Source organism: Exiguobacterium sp. QJM3NY_9 (assembly GCF_056173545.1).
On record NZ_CM149679.1, the window covers coordinates 2,598,297 to 2,617,741 of the forward strand.

Below are 19,445 nucleotides of genomic sequence, written 5' to 3' on the forward strand. Positions count from 1 at the left end.
GAGAAAAGACCAGTCTTGAAGGAGGAACGATTGTCATGAAAAAACTCGCTGTGTTTTGTGGCTCAAAAGATGGAGCATCACCGCTTTTCAAGGAAGCCGCTGCGACGCTCGGCACGGTGCTTGCGCAACAGGATTACGGACTCGTGTATGGTGGGTCGCGTGTCGGAACGATGGGGGCCGTCGCAGATGCCATTTTAGCCGCGAACGGACAAGCCATCGGTGTGTTACCACACTTTCTACAGGAAAAAGAAATCGCTCATCCGAACCTGACAGAACTCCACCTCGTCGAATCGATGCATGACCGAAAAGCTAAGATGGCGGAACTCGCGGACGGGTTCATCATCTTACCAGGTGGTCCCGGGACGATGGAAGAATTTTTCGAAGTCTTCACGTGGGCTCAGCTCGGTCTCCATGAAAAACCATGCGGCATCTTGAACATCGACGGGTACTACGATCCCCTCATCGCCTTGTTCAAGCAGATGGAAACCCAAGGATTCATCATCCCCGAGCATGCAGCGATGCTGCTCGTCGAGTCGACACCTGAAGCGTTACTCGAGCGTTTTCGTCAATACGAAGCCCCTCACGTCAAGTCCTACTTGAATACGGATCAAACGTAAACAATCTTAATCACTGTTTAAAAGAGGGGTTCCCCCCTCTTTTTTTATGTTTCCCACTCCGCGACGTACTTCTTCAGTAATGCTTTGACATCCTCTTGAATCTCTTCGTCCTTCAGCGCGAAGGCAAGCGTCGTCTCGACGTACCCCATCTTTTCGCCGACATCAAATCGTTCTCCTTTGATGTCATACGCATAGACGTCCTCGATTCCATTCAAGCGTTCAATCGCATCCGTCAATTGAATCTCGCCCCCTGAACCCGCCTGTTGCGTCTCCAAGTACGTAAAGATCGCTGGTGTCAAAATGTATCGCCCGATGATTGCCATGTTCGACGGCGCTGTACCTTGCGGCGGTTTTTCGACGAATTGCCGGACGTGGTACCGATTCCCGATTTGTTCAATCGGATCAATGATCCCGTAGCGATGTGTATGCTCCGGTGCGACTTGTTGAACGCCGATGACGGAGGACGCCGTCGCCTCATACTGATCAATCAACTGTTTGAGACCGGGACGTTCTGCGACGATCAAATCATCACCGAGTAAGACGGCGAATGGTTCATTCCCAATGAAATGACGGGCACTCCAAATCGCATGTCCAAGACCTTTAGGTTCCTTTTGCCGGATATAATGGATTTCTGCCATCGTCGTCGAGGCGTCGACTTCTTTCAATAGCTCGAGCTTCCCTTTTTGCCGTAATATGTTTTCGAGTTCCGGTGCATGATCGAAGTGGTCTTCGATTGCCCGTTTGTTTCGTCCCGAGACGATGATGATTTGTTCGATTCCTGAAGCAACGGCCTCCTCGACGATGTATTGAATCGTCGGCTTCGTCAAAATCGGAAGCATTTCTTTTGGCATCGCTTTCGTCGCCGGCAGGAAACGTGTTCCGAGTCCCGCTGCCGGAATGATGGCTTTTCGAATCTTCTGCATCCCGCGCCCTCCCTTATGCTTAATCGTCTAACGCTGTACTGTCCGTTGTACTACTTCTTTTTTTGATTCGTGTTTCCCTGTTTCCTCGACAAAAAAAGACCAGTGACACAAAACGTATCACTGGTCGTCGGTGTTTAAAATAGGTTGGCGATTGCGTCAGTCAGTGATGCAAACGATGGCGTTTCATCGATGACCATCACACTGCCGGCTGCGAGTACGAGCAGTCCGAGTCCGGACAAGATCCAGCCTGGATGTTTGACCGTATCTTCAGCATCGACGTTCTGCTTACGCGGTGTCGCGTTTTCTGCTTGTTCCTTTAAGCGATCTTTGCGGTACTGGTGTTGCTCGTCTTTCGACAGTTTCTTGTATGACGTCAAAAACTGCTTATACTGTGGCACGACTTCTTTCGTCGTCCCGTCGAGTTTGACTTGACCGTACTCGAGCCAGATGACACGTTCACAGAAGTTGCGAATCTGTGACAATGAGTGGCTGACGAAGATGATCGTCTTGCCTTCGACCTTGAATTCATTCATCTTATCGATACACCGGTTATAGAACGTTTGGTCCCCGACCGATAATGCTTCATCGACGATCAAGATATCGGCATCGACGTTGACGGCGATCGCGAATCCGAGACGCGACTTCATCCCGCTCGAATATTTTTTAATCGGCTGGTCGATGAAGTCCCCGATGTCCGCGAAATCGATGATGCCGGGCATCCGGCGGTCGATTTCCGCGTCGTCCATCCCGAGCATCAAACATTTGAGCCGGATGTTCTCGCGCCCTGTCAAGACACTCTTCAGTCCTTGCGAGACGGCGATGATCGCGACTTCACCATTGATTTCGACGTCACCTTCGTTCGCATAGATGATACCGGAGATCAAGTTCGATAGCGTCGACTTACCGGAACCATTGATGCCGACGAGACCGACGACTTCTCCTGATCCGATGTCGAGCGTGACGTCACGCAGTGCCGTGAACGTCTTCACGCTCTTGCTTTTACTTTTGAATAACAACTTGAATTTTTCTTTCGTCGTCGTAACCATGTCAAAACGTTTCGTGACATGTTCGAGTTTTATCATAGACATAGCGATTTCCTTCCCTTAAACAAGCTCGGTGAATGATTTACGGAACTTAATGTGTAAGTAAGTTCCGGCTGTGAACAATAGAAGCGTCACGCTCCAGAAGTAAAGTCCCGTCGGCCATTCCTGCCAGACCCAGGCGCCGCCCAGTAAACTCGACCGGTAGCCTTCGACTAGGTAGAAGACTGGGTTGAGACGAAGCAGACCATGTAAGACGTCCGGGAATCGTTCAATGTTCCACAGAATCGGTGTTAAATAAAAGAGCATCCGCATCATCGATTGTAAAAAGAGTTGAATGTCTTTGACGAGCGTAATCAATGTCGAGAAACAAAGTGAGAACGCATAGACGAAGATGTACGTCGCCGCCATGTAGTACGGCAACTGGAGCAGCTTCCACGTCATCGGGATTCCGTTAAGCAAGATGACGACGAAGACGATCAATAACATCGCGAAATGCTGGTACATCCGCGACAAGATGACATACGACGGAATCGCACTCATCGGGAAACGCATCTTCGTCACCATCGCGAGCCGGTTGTTGATCGAGTTCGAACCCCGGAGTAACGCGTCATTGATGAAGAACCAGACGACGATCCCGCAAAGAAGCCAGACGATGAACGGCGTGTCGCCATCAACGTTCTTGTTGCCTTTCAGACCGACACCAAACACGAACCAGTAAATAAAGATTTGTAATCCGGGATTGAGCAGCTCCCACAACAGACCGAGCCGTTGCTCCGCATGCGCCGATTTGATTTCGTACCGTGCCAGGCGCCGAATCAGTGGAAAATTCTCCACTTGTTCGCGGATGATGTTTTTCATTTCTTTCAACATAAGTTAAGTTCCTTCCGATCCGTAGAGGTACATGTATTTTAGTTCAGTTACTTCCAGTCAAAAATGACGGATTCGATTCGCGATCGTTTCAAACGAATGCGATCCGTTAGCAGTGCCTCTCGCCTGCCCGATTCGATTATTCCCCCTCTCTGCTTGAACAAATCTTTCATATTAAAAGTCGTCGATAACGACCATACACTTAGTCAATTCTAGCCATCGTTAAAAATCGTGTCAATGTATTGAGGAAACCGACACTAAACTGTAGCTTTCTAAACGACAAAAAACCGTCCTTAAGAATGCTTATCGACATCCAAAGAGAACGGTTCAGAATGATGTAAAGTTGGAAGGCCAATCGTCGTCGGTGGAGATGACAGTCCCCAAACTAGCAAGGCAATCATCAAACAGAGAATGATGACGACAAGGCTCCCGCGAATCGATTCATTCATTAGACTAGCCATCCTTCCATCCAAAAGTTCGTTACTACTTATCATACAAGACTCTCCCACTAAAAAATACAAGCAGTTTATCAAATAATGGGAACAATTATAAACCAAACTAAGTTTTTGTTCACTTTTATCGAAAACTGAAATATAATGAAAACGTTACCATTTAATTTTAAAGCATTTTCCCGTTGATTCAACATAACAAAGCAAACCTCTCTGATTCGTTGTTCCGTCGTCCGACCTAAGAATTTACGAATTTTTCAAAACATTTACGACAAAACGTTATCCAAACCATTTATAGTAGAAGAGGAGGTCAGAGATCGCATCTAGACCTTGTACTCATATACCATTTTGAAGGAGGATTTTTACGTATGTACAAATCAAAACCGCTTTATGCAGCAGCAGTTGCTGTCGCACTTACAACATCGGCAATCGTGCCGGTTGCGCAAACAACGGTCTCAGCAGCAACACATGTTAAAGTCAAAACGGTCAAACTCAAGTCACTCGTCTTCACAAAAGGTACAATGGTCAAGCTCCCTGCTACATATAAAGGAGAAAAAATCACATGGAGAGCTTACAACAAAAACATCTTTAATTCTTATCAAACGGTAAAAGGGACTTATGGTAAGAAAAAGCTCCCAATCGAAGTGAAGATTTATATACAAAACTATGCCATTAAAATTATCGAATCTGTTCCTGAACAAACTATTTTTGTCGATGAAAAACCATCACTTCCGAAGAAATTAGCAGTACTATTCGCTAATGGAAAAGTCTACGATCAAAATGTAAAATGGAGTCAAGTTGACACGAATGAATCAGGTATCGTCTATGCAGTTGGCAGCGTAACTTATAAAGGGAAAACTGTCACGAAAAAGGCGAAAATTACGATTCGTGATGTGAAAAAAAATAACTTTAGTCTTGCTTTGCTTCATACGAATGATACACACGCCGCACTCGATAATGCGCCAAAACGGGCAACAGTCATTAAAGAACGTCGTGCTGCATATCGTGCTGAAGGAATCCCAACCCTCTTACTTGATGCAGGAGATGTATTCTCGGGTTCACTCTACTTCAAAGAATTCAAAGGTCAAGCAGATCTCGAATTAATGAACTATATGAAATATGATATGATGACGTTCGGTAACCACGAGTTCGATCTTGGAGATCAAGATCAAGGTGCCGCACTGCAGGCATTCGTCGCAGGTAGTGACTTCCCATTCATCACAGCAAATGTCGACTTCAGTAAAAATCCTTTATTCAACGGTCTCCAAAAGAAAACAATTACATCTGGTCCAGATGAAGGGCACATCTACCAAGGAATCATTAAAGAAATCAATGGCGAAGAAGTCGGTTTCTTCGGCTTAACAACAGAAGAAACTGTTGGTATTTCAAGTCCGGGGACAGTAACTTTCGCAAACTACATTAAAAGTGCCCAAGCAACTGTTGATAAATTCAAAAAACGTGGCGTAAATAAAATCGTCGCACTCACACACATTGGATTCGATGATAACGCTGAAGTCGATAATGACAAATTACTTGCACGGAACGTCGATGGGATTGATATCATTGTTGGTGGTCACTCACATACGAAAATTGAAAAATTAGATGTTAAAAGTGAAACTGTCGTTGATGATACTGTTGTTCCAGGGAAAACAGAACCAACAATCATTGTGCAAGCCTATCAATATGGCGATTTTTTAGGTGACTTAAACGTTACATTTGATTACAAAGGAAAACTAAAATCGTACGGTAATTCACTCATCGAAGTTAAACCTTACGTAGCAGATACGAAAGCAACGGAAATCTTAAAGCCATACGCAGATAAGATTTCAGAATTGAAAAACCAAGAAGTTGGTGCAACTATCATCTCCGAATTACCTAATCCTAGAACAAGTCCGACTAATACAATCAGTGTCCGTAATAGCGAAACAGCACTCGGAAACTTGATTACTGACGCCATGCTCGATAAGGCGAAAAAAATCAATCCAGAGGTATCTATCGCCGTTCAAAATAGTGGTGGAATCCGTGCTTCGATTGATGCAGGTCCATTAACTACAGGTGATATCTTAACGACACTACCGTTCGGTAATACGCTCGCAACGGTTAAGATGACAGGCGCCCAGTTAAAAGATCTTTTCGAAATCAGTGTGGGTCTTGTTCCTGTCGAAAATGGTGGGTTCCTTCAAGCTTCAGGACTAAAAGTAGAATTTGACGGTTCAAAAGAAAAAGGAACACGTATCTCGAAAATGGAAGTCAACATCAATGGCACATATGAAGCGATTGATCCTACGAAAAACTACGTTGTAGCAACGAATGCTTTCACAGCGAAAGGTTCAGATTTCCTAAAACCTTTCGAAGATGCATATAAAGACGGCCGCGTCACCGACCTTGGTCTTTCAGACTGGGAAAACCTCCGTGACTTCGCAGTAGAGAAAAAAGAGTTAGATTACAAAATCGAAGGCCGCATCATCAACACGGCACCAGCAACAAACTAATACACGATTAAAAGACGCTTTCTCCTTGCGGAGAAAGCGTCTTTTTTCATAACGTTTGCGTCATATTTTGTTTTAGAAGTACGATGATATCATCGAGCTCATATTCTTCAGCGAGCATCAACGGAGTATAGCCATCATCATCTTTGATCGCCGTGTTCGCTCCTTTTTCAAGCAACAGCTTTACAGTCTGTTTCCCTTCCCCTTCGACCGCATGATGAAGCGCGGTATACCCGTCCTCATCTTGTTGGTCAATCTTCTCGCCCCGTTTCAAATAAAGGGCGACAAGTTCTTTATTATTACTGTAGACAGCAGTGATGAACGGACGTTCTCCGAATTTATTGACGGCATCGACGTCACTTCCAGCAGCAAGCAATGCCTCAAAAACCGTTTCGAGTCCTTCGCTCGATTTACGGTAACCGAGATAATGGAGAGCTGTGTCCCCGTCCGTATCGACAGCTTCTATGTCGCTTTCCGGTAAAAGTTGTTCGATTTCTTCAAGTGTACCTTTTTGAATCGCCGCCATCAGCTTCGTCTCACCTAGGTCTTGTTCGCCCCCTACTTTTTGCCCGACGAATGTCGTTATGTCTGACACGAGTTGCGGCACGTGTCCGCTGACAAGCAACAGGACACTGAGCGAGACGAGGCCGACACTGCCGACGAAACCACCTAGGAGCCAGCCCGTCCGTCGGGCGTCACGCGGATACTTTCCGGTCGCGGCTAGCCGGCGTACGATGTCTGGACGTGTCCGAAACAAGTAACTGATTTCCGTCAAGAACGTTGCTGTTTGCTGTTTTTCCGTTATGTAGTGCTCCTCGTCCACTTGACGCGTTACGACCGGTCCGAGCGTCGCATAAAGCATTCCGCGGACAGCAGCATCGCGATCCGTCAAAAACTGGATTGCCATCCGGTCAACCGTTTCTTCACAGGCGCGTAAGTAAGCGAAGCGTAAGAACGGAATCCAGCTCCCGAGCAACAAGAGAGTCCGTTTTTCGTAATGATTTTGTTGGATATGGGCGAGTTCACGTAAGACTAAAAAATCATGCGCCTCGTCATACGTTTCATAAGAAGCGGGAATCAACAAAATGTACGTCTGAAAAATCCAGAGTTGTCGTGGTACCGTCAGACGCGGATGATCAACGAGAAACGTTTCCGGCATCCGCCATAGTCCGATTTGCTTTGATTGATGGTTGACTCGATGATAGAGTTCACCAAATTGTGTTTCACTCAACCGGACGTGTTCACTACGCAAAATCCTGACTTTGATCGACTTGCGAATCAGGAGCAGACAAATCGCGAAGATGACTCCGCCAAGGGCGAAGAGACCACTTGTACCGAGTGCGAGCAATGAGAGGGCGATTCCACATCCCGTCACGATGGACGACGTCAGGAGGAGCCAAAAGTAAAGGCGCTCTCGTTTTGAGATGCTCCTTGCTGGACGCGGTGGTTGGTTCGGTTCATGTGTATCTTGCATGGGTTCTTAGGACCCCTTTCCGTTCAAGTAACTGCTGACTTCCTTACCTATCATACCGATAATTCCAAATAGATTCCAAGCTAATTCATGTTAATTCAAGAAAACTCCCTTCCTTATGAAAAATGAGGGAGTTTCAGACTGTAGACAAACTAGATGGAAGGTCAATTGAATGTAATTTTTCATCTTTTTTTGCTCTCTCTTTCCTTCCTAATCGTCTTCCTGTGCCAAACTTCGCGCCGCTTCGCTGCAGGGTCGCTCCTGTTTGCTTTCCACTAGGAAGCGATTAGATCGGAAATCGAGGCTTTTTTAGCTTTCTTTCATATTATAAAATAAAAGAAATATACCACGAAGGAGGGTTTCCCATGATGGGAAAACGAAATCAACACCATCGTTCTGAAAACATCACGGTCACACTCGAACAATTGGTTCCTGCGGACCACTTGGTCCGCAAGGTCGATCAGGTGATGGACTTTCAATTCATCTATCCATTGGTTGAAAAGTTGTACTGTGAAAATAACGGAAGACCTAGCGTGGATCCTGTTCTCTTAATCAAGATGGCTCTCCTTCAATATTTATTCGGTATTCCTTCTATGCGGAAGACGATCCAAGAAATCGAAACGAACGTCGCCTATCGTTGGTTTCTAGGACTTGGATTGGATGAAAAGGTTCCTCATTTTTCAACCTTCGGAAAAAACTATGTCCGACGCTTCCAAGACACGACGATTTTTGAAGATATCTTCTACAAAATTCTGACCCAAGGCGTCGATGCTGGATTCGTGGACCCAGTGGTCCTGTTTATCGATTCGACACACGTCAAAGCAAATGCGAATAAGCGGAAATATAAAAAGAAACATGTTCGTCGTACAGCACGTTTTTATCAAGATGAACTGGAACAAGAAATCAATGATGATCGTGAAGCGCACGGAAAAAAGCGTTTTACCCCCAAGAAGAAGGACGAGAATGATCAACGTTTGACGAAGGAGAGTACCACGGATCCTGAGTCAGGCTATTACGTGAAGGGGGAACGTGAAAAGCAATTCGCCTATTCCTTTCATACAGCATGTGATCGGAATGGTTTTGTCCTCGGGACAATTGTCACACCAGGTAATATTCACGATAGTATCATTTTAAAGCCCTTGCTCAAACTCATCATCCACCGTTTTACCGTCCCGTTTGCAGTCGTCGCAGACTCCGCCTATAAAACCGACCCCATCGCACATTTTCTTCTCAGACAGCGTATTTTGCCAGTCTTCCCCTATACCCTCCCCAAAGGGGTGAAGGGTATGTTCAAAACAAATGCCTTCTATAATGATGCGTATTACGACTGTTATCTCTGTGAAAATAATCAGCCGCTTGTCTATCGGACAACTACATGGAAAGGAAGATGGGAGTATGTATAAGATCCAAAAATCTGTGAAACTTGTCCATTTCTAGAACGATGTACGAAAAGTCAGACGATGCAGAAGGTGATTCATCGGCATGTCTGGCAAGATGCAATCGGCGAAGTCGAGCACCTTCGCCACACCCCGGTTAACAAGCAGCTGTATGCTCGACGAAAAGAGACAATCGAACGTGTCTTTGCGGACGCGAAAGAAAAGCAAAGCATGCGTTGGACTCGCTACCGCGGGTTAAAAAAAGTGATAATGCAGGCGATGCTCACTTTTGCTGCCCTGAACCTCAAAAAATTGGCCAATTAGTCATGTGATTCCAGTTGGAATCCTAATGGAGTGTCGTATTTTTTACGCATACATAAGACAAACCCTCATTTCCACTTGGAAATGAGGGTTTGTCTACAATCTGAGACTCTCTTCCTTATGAAAAAGGAGGGAGTTTCGCTTACGATACGGACGTCTTCGGTTCACGCAACAGATGTTTGACTTCGCGGAACGTCACGAACGTTTTATTTTTAGCATCATATAGTTTATAACGAAGCGACTTCAGACTTGAGAACAAGCCGATCGTCGTTGCTTTTTGAAGGGGTGGTGTCGCCGTGTGGGCCTTTTCTAGATGATAGTTCGGCACACGTGGACTTAAGTGGTGGACGTGGTGGAAGCCGATGTTTCCTGTCACCCACTGTAAGACTTTCGGCAACTCGTAGTACGAGCTTCCTTCGATCGCCGCTTTGACGTAGTCCCATTCGCTTTCATCCTCGAAATACGAGTCTTCGAACGTATGCTGGACGTAGAATAACCAAATCCCGAGCACGCCCGCTGTGAACATCGTTGTTCCTTGAATAATCAAGAAGGCCTGCCAACCGACGATATAAATCATGACGGCATATAAGACGACGAGTGATGCATTGATGACGTGTGTGTTGATGCGTTCTTTTTTCCGTGCGTCCTTCCGGTTAAAGCGGCTGACGACGAGAATCAACAACAATGGTCCGAGACCGAACATGACGAGCGGGTTCCGGTAGAGACGATACTTCAACCGTGTCCATTTCGATGCTTCGACATACTCTTCGATCGTCATGACCCAAATGTCACCGACGCCACGTTTGTCGAGGTTACCACTCGACGCATGGTGGATCGAATGCTCGCGTTTCCATTTTTCATATGGGAATAACGTCAAGATTCCTGTGATTGTCCCGACGATTGCATTTGCCTTCTTGTTTTTGAAGAATGACCCGTGCGTACAGTCATGGAAGATAATGAATGTCCGGACGACGAACCCGGCTGCGACAATCGCAAGCGGAACCGCAAGCCAGACTGAGATTTTGAGTGCTTGGTAGGCGAGAAACCAAGCGACGAGAAACGGTAGGATCGTGTTGATCATCTGCCTGACACTCGCTTTGATGTCTGCCTTTTCAAACGGCGAGACGTGTTTGCGAAGCTGGGCGATTTTTTCTTTACTCATGTGTTGCTTCCTCCTCGAATTCGGTTACAGCGTTCACGACGCTAATGAAATGATGTGCTTGAATGAAACCAGGAAACGGCGTTCGTGACGGTGAATTCGTAACATCCACATGATAGTCGACCCGACCGATATAGTTATACGCTTAAATATTTTTTATACCAGGTAATTATAGCACATGTTATAAAAAATAAAGCAGGAATTCTCGAATTGATGAAGATACGACCAAAAAGCCCACGACGCATCGTGAGCCTTGTGGCTGTCGTTACATTCTTTTCAGCGGCTTAACGGCTGGCCCTTCGAGCACATGTCCTTCGTAATCGAACCGCGAGCCATGACACGGACAATCCCATGACCGTTCCCCGTCGTTCCACTTGACGTCGCAACCGAGATGCGTACAGGTCGTCTTGACGAGATGCAGTTCACCCGTCTCGTCCCTGTATCCGCCGACCGTCTTCCCATCATGGCGGACAAGTCCACCTTCGTCACGTGCTAACGCCTCCGCCTCTTTCTCGCCACGTGCGACTTTCCCTTTGACGAGTTCGAGCGCGACATCGGCATTGTTTTTGACGAACTGTTTCGCATCCTGCTTGCTCAACTTCGACCGGTTCGGATCGAACAAGGACCGGTAGCGGTTTGATTTCCCGGTCAATAGATCGGCTAAGAGACGACCTGCCGCGATCCCGTTCGTCATTCCCCACTTGGCGAATCCTGTTGCGACGAACAGGTTCGAATCGTCACTCGTCATTTGACCGACATACGGGACTTTATCGAGCGAAATCAAATCTTGCGCCGACCAAAACTGTTCGATTGCTTCGACCCCGAACTCGATTTCCGCGAACTGCGCCAACGTTTGATAATTGGCTTTCGTATGCGTCTCGTGTCCCGACAAATGGTTTTCCCCACCGAAGAAACCGAGCGTTCGTCCATCTGCCGTCTTTGCATGCCGGAGGGAGCGACTCGGTTGATCGGCACTCATGAACATACCGTCCGGAAACGTTGCATCGACGAAGCCGGAGACGATATACGACCGATGGACTTCGAGTTTTGAAAAATAGAGCCCTTTTAAATCATTGAACGGGAAATGCGAGGCGACGATGATCTTTTTCGCTTCGATGTTACGTCCGTTCTCAACGACGACGGTCGGCGTCCGTTTTGTCTCGACCGACACGGCTCGTGTCTGTTCATATAACTTACCACCGTTTGCTGTGAAGTAGCGGGCGAGTCCTTGTAAGTACTTGACGGGATGGAACTGGGCTTGATGACGTAAGACGACTGCCTTTTCAACCGGATAGGGCAACTTCGCTTGCACTTCCGTCGTCGCCTCTCCCCCGTCCATTCCGAGTCGGGCATAGGCTTCGATTTCTTTTTCGAGTTGACTGGCCTTTTCTTTTGAGGACGCGACGTACAGGTACGCATCCTGCGTCTCAAACTCACAGTCGATGCCGAGTCGTTCGACCTGCTCACGTAAAAACTCAATCGCCTCTTCATTCGCCTGAAAATAGAGGCGTGCTTTCTCTTGGCCAATCGTCTGAATCAATTGATCATAAATCAATCCGTGTTGCGATGAGACTTTTGCCGTCGTATACCCGGTCGTCCCGCTCGCGACTTGATCCGCTTCAAGCAGCGTCACGGCGTATCCGGAATCAATCAACTGGACAGCTGCGACGAGTCCTGCGATGCCGGCACCGACGATGACGATGTCCGTCGTACTATCTGCTTCTAGTTTCGGATAAGTCGTATGTTCAATCGAAGTGCGCCAGTATGATGTTGGAAATCCGTCAAGTCGCTTCATTTTTTCCGCCTCCGTAAGTGTTGGTTTCTTTTCATATAACTAACATTTACTTTTACCCTCCCCTCGCAAAAACATTCACATTCTGTATTTTTCAAAGAAAATGAACTATCTAGAACAGAGCTATTTTCTTTCGCGTTATATACGATTATTTATTTTTACTTGCCGATTTCATATTATATCTTCTTGATAAATAATCATTTCCAAAAACAAAATTTGTAATCTATTTTTAAATTTTGGTTAATGGAGCGTATTTATATGACGAATTGTAATATTAAGTACAACACCTAGAAGAAAACACAAAAAGTGTGCGACCTCATGTAGAACTAATCAAACACTTGTCTGAATCGGTAGAAGACAAAGTAAATGTCTTAACTCGAAATCTGTATACGAAATCTTCATTAAGAAATGTTGTACTTGATTTGACAAACTATATTTAAAAATAAAAAGGAAAGAGAGAGACAAAAAAGATGGGAAACCACATTCAAGTGACTTTCCATCTTTTTTATCTAAAATCCGTGACTTCGATGAAATAGAAGTCATTGTCTTCAAGAACTCAATTTTTCTTTTGTTTGTTTTTCGAGTTTCCCAAGCCGTCGAATCTTTTTCTCCTCGACGACAGCGACGATTGCAAGGGCAATCAAACCGAACAGTAACGCAGCATTGAAGATGACGAACGTATCGCTCCAGCCGTGTAATGTAACTGAGCCGATCGTTAAACCATTCGTTTCTGGGTCAGCGATTTTTGCTAAACCGACTTTCGCGATTGAATCACCAAACAAGTAGCCGAACGTTCCGACCATTCCGTTCGTGACCGTTGTCGCTTGCTTCGGTGCGAAGCTGATGACCGAGACACCAATCAAGAGCTGTGGTCCGTAGATGAGGGCACCGAGTGCGAACAATGAAGTGTAAATCATGACTTCACTCGTACCGTAACGATAACCAAGGACTGCGACTGCCGTCAGCATGAGACAGATCGCTGCGACGAGCGCTCGGCGTCCTTTGAGTAAATCGGACACATACCCCCAAATCATACTGCCGCATAACGCACCGATTTCAAAGAAGAAGATCGTATTGACGGCACTCTCCGTACTGAAGTGCAAGTGTTCCGTAACATAGAGCGGTGCCCAGTTATCGATCCCAATCCGGACAATATAGACGAAGACGTTCGCGATACAGAGCGTCCAAATCCACGGATTCGAGATGACATACGTCTTGAAGACTTGCCACTTCGTCATGCTTTCTGCAGCAATGTTCACCGGTTCGATCGGTTCCTCGAAAATTTCCTCACTCCTGTTCCACCCGAGTTCCTCCGGATCATCCTTCCCGATGAACAGACCGACGATCCCGATGACGAGAGCAATCGCAGCAGGGAAGATGAACATCCCGACGACACTTCCGTTAAAGAAGACGTTTGCTCCCCAAAGCGCAAGACCACCGGCAATCGCACCACCGATGTTGTGTGAGACGTTCCAAAAACCAAGGTAACGTCCACGTTTTTCAAACGGTGTCCAGCGGGCAATCGTCGAGTAGGATGACGGTCCTCCGACCGATTGGAAGAATCCACTCATCCCCCACAATACCATCAGGAGACCGACAGGACTTCCTCCGGCACTCATCAACATCCCCATGGCTGTCACGATTAAAGAAGACAAAATCAATAAGAATGAGATGACGCGTTTCGTGTTTTTACCGTCTACGAAGTACCCGAGCAACGTCTTCCCAATCCCGTATGTAATCGAGAAAGCGAAGCCGATATATCCGAGTTCAGTTGTCGTGAAACCGAGTTCTTCTTTTAGAAGCGGTTGTGCGGCTTTAAAGTTATTTCGAATTAGGTACATCGCCATATATGAAAAGAAGACGACTAAAAATGCTTTTAAAAATTGCTGCAACCATTGTTTCCGTTGTACTTCAATCGGTATGCCGGCATTCGGCAATTTTTTGATGCTGAAGAATCTCATCTTCCATTTCCCCTATCATGAATCAGAGTCTTCGCATCATTTGTCCTGGAGCTGATTGAATCGACGGAGATAGTCCCGGTAATCGGCGACGATATCCTGTCCGATGTTTTGCTGGATCGGTTGTGTCTTCGCGATCGCATAGGTCGGTGTACCGAACGATACTTTCCGTAGGATTGCCTGACCGTCAGAAGAAAGCACAAAACGCATGAAGGCATTCGCCTGCTTCTGTTGCGTCCGTCCCTTTAACTTCGAGATCGCGTTGATTGAATACGTATCAAGCGGGATGCTCTTGACCGGATAATACTTTTCACGTAGTGATTGTTGATCCCCGATGAAATTGACCCCAAGCACGGCTTCCCCACTTGCTACATACGAAGTCGGCGCAAAACCATTCGTCGTAAATAGACGTGTTCGCTCGATCAATTGGCGTAAGATATCTTCCGCTTTCGTTCCGTATCCGTCAAAGACAGCTTGCAGAATCGTCGCCCCCGTACCAGAGTGATTCGGGTCCGGCAAGATCAACTCATCCTGGTACTGTTTCGCCGTCAAGTCAGCGAGCGTCTTCGGATAAGGCGTTGCCCCAAATCGTTCATTCCAGACATCCGTGTTGATGACAATCGCGAGACGCTCGACTTCATAACCGATCCAGTAGCGATCCGGATCTTGCAGTTCCGCTTGATCCATATCACTCGGGAATGGTGTCGATAAACCACGTTGTTTAAGCGTCTGATGGGCATCCCATGTCCCACCGATGATGACGTCGGCTCGTGGATGATCCGCTTCCTTCGTCACGCGTCGGACGAGTTCCTCCGTCGAGAGACGCACGAACTCATACGTACACCCCGATTGTTTACAATACGATGATAACAATGCGCGTCCGATATCCTCTTTCGCAGAAACGTACGCCGTCAAATGCGGAACTGTCTCCCGCGCGGCTGTCCCTTGCTTCGTCTGTTCATTGTTTCGGACGATCCAAATGCTCATAAGACAAATGATACTCAGCAAGAAGAGCATTCCTTTTTTCATCGTCCCGCCTCCTTCCCTGTCGGCAGGAGTTGTCTTCTTAAATAGAATGTGTTCCCATTGTCATCATCCATGTACTGGACACTGAACAATGTCTCATATACGGTGATATTCATTAGGTTGGCACGCGTGTTCTGCTCACTCTTGAACCGCTGGAGCTTAAGAATGCGCGGCTGTCCCTGACTGGCATCAAGCGCCTGACCGACTTCTTCGTAGTCCGTCATCGGCTCTGCCTGCGTCAGACGACGCTTAACGTCTTCTCTCTCGCTTGCAGTCAAAGAACGAGATTTCCCTGCTTCATACCACGTTACGACTTCCACCTCGGCGAACTGACGCGCGAGCTGTTCCGGTTCGTGATACGCGTTCAAGAACCGTGCTTTCAGTGTCGTCGTCTCAGTACTTGGACGTTTTGCGACACATCGCCCGTTTAGCGTCATGTTTTCTCCAAGCGAAAACGTCCACGTCGTGCCGTTTAAGAAACGAAGCGTTCCATTGAACGTTTCCTTACCTGCCGGACACGTACCGTTTGTCACCGTCTTCATTTGCTTCAAAAGAGTCGTGATGCGCTGGACTTCCGTCCCGTCTTCTACCGTTTGCTCGCCCCATGACCGGTGACGTAACGTCAACTCGGTCGGGATCGAGTCATCGGAAGCATTCAGCCGTTTCGGTCCATCAAGGACATGTAAGCGTCCGAAGACCGTCTGCTGAAGCAAAAGAAGACCAAGGGCAAACAAGATGCCCATCAGGAAGAGATACGCGATGGTCGATGCTTTCATGATTCCTCTCCTTGCTTGATTCTTAGATTACCGGGCAATTGTTTCATAAATCCGGTCGAATTGTTTCGTAAATGTATCATTTGTAAGCGATTACATTACGTCTGGTTCGCTAAGCGGAATGTCAACATAACGCGTGTCCCACTCGTATCACTCTCAAGCGTGAAGTCGCCACCTTGTTCTTGCATCAAACGCCGGCAGAGCGGTAGACCGAGTCCATTTCCGTTCGCACTCGTCAGACTGTGCTGTTCTTCTTCCCATTCTGCAAGGACCACCGGATCAATACCGATTCCATCATCCGTCATGATAAGTTGCAACGTCGTATTCGTGGTAAGTACCGCAAACGTCACCGTCATCGCATCACTATATTTGACGGCATTCTCAAGTAAGTTCAACAAGACCTGTTTCGTCTGATCGGGTTGCCCGAGCACGTAAATAGACGGAACCTCTCGTTCAACTTGGATCCCTTGTCCATCGAGCCGCAGTTGCATGATGAATAAGGCGTCTATAAGCAAAGCATCGAGCGCGAACATCGTCGACGTCACCTGGCGTTCGTTACGTTGCTGTTTTGCCTGCTCGAGATTATGTGAGACGAGTCGTAGCAATCGCTGACTTTCGACTTCGATATAGTGATAGCAATTCGCAGCTTCATCCGGCGGCAGCTTCGGAATCAACTCGACATAGCCCATGATCGCCGTCATCGGTGTTCGCAGTTCATGGGTGATGTGATCGATGAACGTCTGTTGGTCGCTTCTTTGTTGTTCGAGCTGTCCAATGTTATGTTGGATTGCGTCAGCAAGCGTCGAGAAGTCTGCCGCCAGTCGATTCAGTTCTTCATACGGATACGCGGGCAACGCATGCGCATAGTGCCCTTTCGTCAAGGCATGCGATACGCTCCGTAAATCGTCGATTGGTCCGATCAACGTCTTCGCCATTCGGCGCGCTGTCCAGACGGCAATCACAATCAAGATCAGAAACACACCGGCGAAGACATACGTGAATTGCCTGAGCAGTTCAGCTTCCGTCCGGAGATCGACGAGAAAACGGACCGATCCGATGACGTCCGTCTTGCCGTACAGTGGACTTGAGAAAAACAGCACCGGAACATCGGTCTCCTTGAGGAACAGATAACTCGGTTTCCCTTTCAATGCTTGATCGATATCACTAGCGAGGAGCGGTAATTGATCACGTTCTGAATCCGCAAGCAGTTCCGCGTTTGGTCCGAACAGTTGAACGCGTGCATCGAACCGATCCGCTAGATACGAAGCGATCGGGACTGCCGTATCGGCGAGCGCGTCCGTCTCCTCGCTTGCGAGGTAATTCGTCGTATAGAGATCGGCTTCCCGACTCAGTTTTTGGACGGACTCGACGGCGTTCTCGTACAGGTTCGATTGAATGAAGGCGTAGAGAATCAAGAAGAGGACGAGTAGTGCCGGAACGAGAAGCAAGACGAAGTTTTCCGTAATGACCTGGCGTAGCTTCATGCGTCGATCCACTTGTAGCCGACGCCGTAAATCGTCTTGATCCGTTCGCCTTGCGTTCCGAGTTTCTTCCGCAAACGCTGGACCATGATATCGACAGCACGGGTCTGACCAGAGAAATCAAAACCCCAGACTTGTTCGAGCAGTTCATCACGCTCGAAGACACGTTTCGGATGCGTCAGGAAGAGCGCGAGCAACGCATACTCCCGGTATGTCAGTGGCAATGGTTGTCCGTCTAGACGAATGACCCGTTCTTCCGGATCAACGGACAGAAACGGATCCGTCACGACGGGTACAGGTGGTGCTAGAGATTTCGCGCGTTTCAACAGATTTTTCACACGTAAGACGAGCTCTGTTCCGTTGAACGGTTTTGTCATATAGTCATCTGCTCCGAGCTGCAGCCCGATGATCTTATCGTTCATCTGATCACGCGCCGTCAGCATCAAGATCGGTAAGTCAGGCGTCATCTTTCGAAGACGGGGAATCAAATCGAAGCCGGTCGTATCCGGAAGCATCAAATCGAGGACGATCAAATCAAATGTCTGCGTCGTCTGTAGGGCAAGTGCTGCTGCTCCATCGGCTGCCGACTCGACCGTTTGACCATCGAGCTCGAGTTGTAGTTTGACGAGATGGCGGATGCTCGCCTCATCATCGATGACAAGAATATGCATAGGGATCCCTTCTTTCTGGACAGGTTTTTCTGTCCCTCAGCGTATCATGAAATCGCTTGCAATCACACTGGAAGAACAAACGAAAAAGCCAGCTCCTGAAAGCAATCAGCAACTGGCTCGCACTTATTTTACTGTAAACTTCATCGTAATAGCATCACTATATGCGTCTGGTTCGAAGTGCCATTTTTCGACGCCAGTCTTAATCGCTTTAAATCCGTACCCGTCGAGTTGTAGCTTTCCTTCTCCTGAAGAAAATGCCCGATAGACGTATGGATTCGTATCCTTCGTCGATTTACGAACAATTCCGAAACGTTGTCCTTTTTTGAGTGTCATCGTTTTACCACTCGTCAGATGCGTGCTGCCGCCATAATAATCGAGCGTCATATAGTTAGAGACCTTCCCGGCAACAATCCGGTCATCCGCTCCTGTACCGGCACGATGCTTCAGTGCCTTCCCTTTGTAGGAATAGACATCATGGACAATCGTCATTGAACCGACATAGAGTTTTTTATCTTTAATCAGCGCCCGACCGAATGGGTATGCTTCTTTTGATTCGAACATCTTTTTGATCGTCTTACCATCTGTTGAACCAATCAGGATCGGCACGATGTATCCCCCGCTTCCACCAGATGGTCCAATGACTAACTGTTCTTTTTTCGTATCGAGTAGTTTTCCTTTCGCCCGGACATCATAGTAGTCTGTATCTCGATCCGTATACGTATAAATCGTCGTCCATTTCTTCTTTTTCGCGTCATACTTTTGGGCTTTACCGATAACATCATTCATGTACGTATTCGAGTTGAATCGTTCGTACAGCGTAAACGTCTCGGGATACTTTCCACCAAGTAGATAGACGGATCGGACATCGATTGGTTTATATCCACCCGATAGTTTACTTTTCTTCAAAGCGGCAATTTGTCGATCAACAATTGATTTCTCTGTCTTACTAAGTGCCGCTACCGAATCACTTGCTATCGGTAGTGTACTGATGATAAGACCCAGTGATGTTGCTATAACTACTTTTTTCAT

15 protein-coding genes and 1 pseudogene are annotated in these 19,445 nt (G+C 47.1%); 3 read left to right on the plus strand and 13 right to left on the minus strand.

The window, feature by feature from the left end; all coding sequences use genetic code 11:
- Positions 1-35: 35 nt before the first annotated feature.
- Complete coding sequence (locus AC0VYQ_RS13235; RefSeq protein WP_159172350.1) at positions 36-617, plus strand: LOG family protein; 582 nt, start codon at positions 36-38, stop codon at positions 615-617.
- A 44-nt stretch (positions 618-661) separates the two neighbouring features.
- On the opposite strand, the gene galU is transcribed toward AC0VYQ_RS13235, so the two are convergent.
- The 4 genes from galU to AC0VYQ_RS13255 all read right to left on the minus strand — a co-directional run bounded on the left by galU (position 662) and on the right by AC0VYQ_RS13255 (position 3,899).
- Positions 662-1,540 (minus strand): UTP--glucose-1-phosphate uridylyltransferase GalU, encoded by an 879-nt coding sequence (galU, locus tag AC0VYQ_RS13240; RefSeq protein WP_475403752.1) that lies wholly within the window; start codon positions 1,538-1,540, stop codon positions 662-664.
- A 134-nt stretch (positions 1,541-1,674) separates the two neighbouring features.
- Positions 1,675-2,628 (minus strand): ABC transporter ATP-binding protein, encoded by a 954-nt coding sequence (locus tag AC0VYQ_RS13245; RefSeq protein ID WP_475403753.1) that lies wholly within the window; start codon positions 2,626-2,628, stop codon positions 1,675-1,677.
- Positions 2,629-2,643: 15 nt separating this feature from the next.
- Positions 2,644-3,453: an ABC transporter permease gene (locus AC0VYQ_RS13250; RefSeq protein WP_088837901.1), complete on the minus strand. Its 810-nt coding sequence runs from the start codon at positions 3,451-3,453 to the stop codon at positions 2,644-2,646.
- A 290-nt stretch (positions 3,454-3,743) separates the two neighbouring features.
- Positions 3,744-3,899, minus strand: coding sequence for a hypothetical protein (locus tag AC0VYQ_RS13255; RefSeq protein WP_475403754.1), 156 nt, complete (start codon positions 3,897-3,899; stop codon positions 3,744-3,746).
- A 368-nt stretch (positions 3,900-4,267) separates the two neighbouring features.
- Between AC0VYQ_RS13255 and AC0VYQ_RS13260 the strand changes: the two genes are divergently transcribed.
- Entirely contained in the window at positions 4,268-6,391 is a 2,124-nt protein-coding gene (locus AC0VYQ_RS13260; RefSeq protein ID WP_475403755.1) for a 5'-nucleotidase C-terminal domain-containing protein, read from the plus strand.
- Positions 6,392-6,437: 46 nt separating this feature from the next.
- Here AC0VYQ_RS13260 and AC0VYQ_RS13265 read toward each other — a convergent pair whose 3' ends face one another.
- Positions 6,438-7,862, minus strand: a complete 1,425-nt coding sequence (locus AC0VYQ_RS13265) for an ankyrin repeat domain-containing protein (protein ID WP_475403756.1) — start codon at positions 7,860-7,862, stop codon at positions 6,438-6,440.
- 362 nt (positions 7,863-8,224) lie between these two features.
- On the opposite strand from AC0VYQ_RS13265, the pseudogene AC0VYQ_RS13270 reads away from it, so the two are divergent.
- Positions 8,225-9,559 (plus strand): annotated as a pseudogene (locus tag AC0VYQ_RS13270) (IS1182 family transposase).
- Positions 9,560-9,698: 139 nt separating this feature from the next.
- Here AC0VYQ_RS13270 and desA read toward each other — a convergent pair.
- From desA to AC0VYQ_RS13310, 8 genes are all read right to left on the minus strand, one after another.
- Positions 9,699-10,718: a Delta(5) desaturase DesA gene (gene desA / locus AC0VYQ_RS13275; protein ID WP_475403757.1), complete on the minus strand. Its 1,020-nt coding sequence runs from the start codon at positions 10,716-10,718 to the stop codon at positions 9,699-9,701.
- A gap of 262 nt (positions 10,719-10,980) precedes the next feature.
- Positions 10,981-12,510 carry an FAD-dependent oxidoreductase gene (locus tag AC0VYQ_RS13280; RefSeq protein WP_475403758.1) on the minus strand — a complete coding sequence of 510 codons (1,530 nt, stop codon included), beginning with the start codon at positions 12,508-12,510 and terminating at the stop codon, positions 10,981-10,983.
- 545 nt (positions 12,511-13,055) lie between these two features.
- A complete protein-coding gene (uhpT, locus tag AC0VYQ_RS13285) occupies positions 13,056-14,468 on the minus strand; it encodes a hexose-6-phosphate:phosphate antiporter (RefSeq protein WP_475403759.1) in 1,413 nt (470 codons plus the stop codon).
- A gap of 36 nt (positions 14,469-14,504) precedes the next feature.
- A complete protein-coding gene (locus tag AC0VYQ_RS13290) occupies positions 14,505-15,494 on the minus strand; it encodes an ABC transporter substrate-binding protein (RefSeq protein ID WP_214767026.1) in 990 nt (329 codons plus the stop codon).
- Complete coding sequence (locus AC0VYQ_RS13295; RefSeq protein WP_475403760.1) at positions 15,491-16,267, minus strand: DUF3919 family protein; 777 nt, start codon at positions 16,265-16,267, stop codon at positions 15,491-15,493. The genes AC0VYQ_RS13290 and AC0VYQ_RS13295 overlap by 4 nt, the downstream gene beginning before the upstream one ends.
- Positions 16,268-16,362: 95 nt before the next feature.
- On the minus strand, positions 16,363-17,748 hold the full coding sequence (locus tag AC0VYQ_RS13300) for a sensor histidine kinase (protein WP_475403761.1): 1,386 nt from the start codon (positions 17,746-17,748) through the stop codon (positions 16,363-16,365).
- Positions 17,745-18,416 (minus strand): response regulator transcription factor, encoded by a 672-nt coding sequence (locus AC0VYQ_RS13305; protein WP_475403762.1) that lies wholly within the window; start codon positions 18,414-18,416, stop codon positions 17,745-17,747. Before AC0VYQ_RS13305 ends, AC0VYQ_RS13300 begins: the two co-directional genes overlap by 4 nt.
- A 123-nt stretch (positions 18,417-18,539) precedes the next feature.
- Positions 18,540-19,445, minus strand: a complete 906-nt coding sequence (locus tag AC0VYQ_RS13310; RefSeq protein ID WP_214767018.1) for a hypothetical protein — start codon at positions 19,443-19,445, stop codon at positions 18,540-18,542.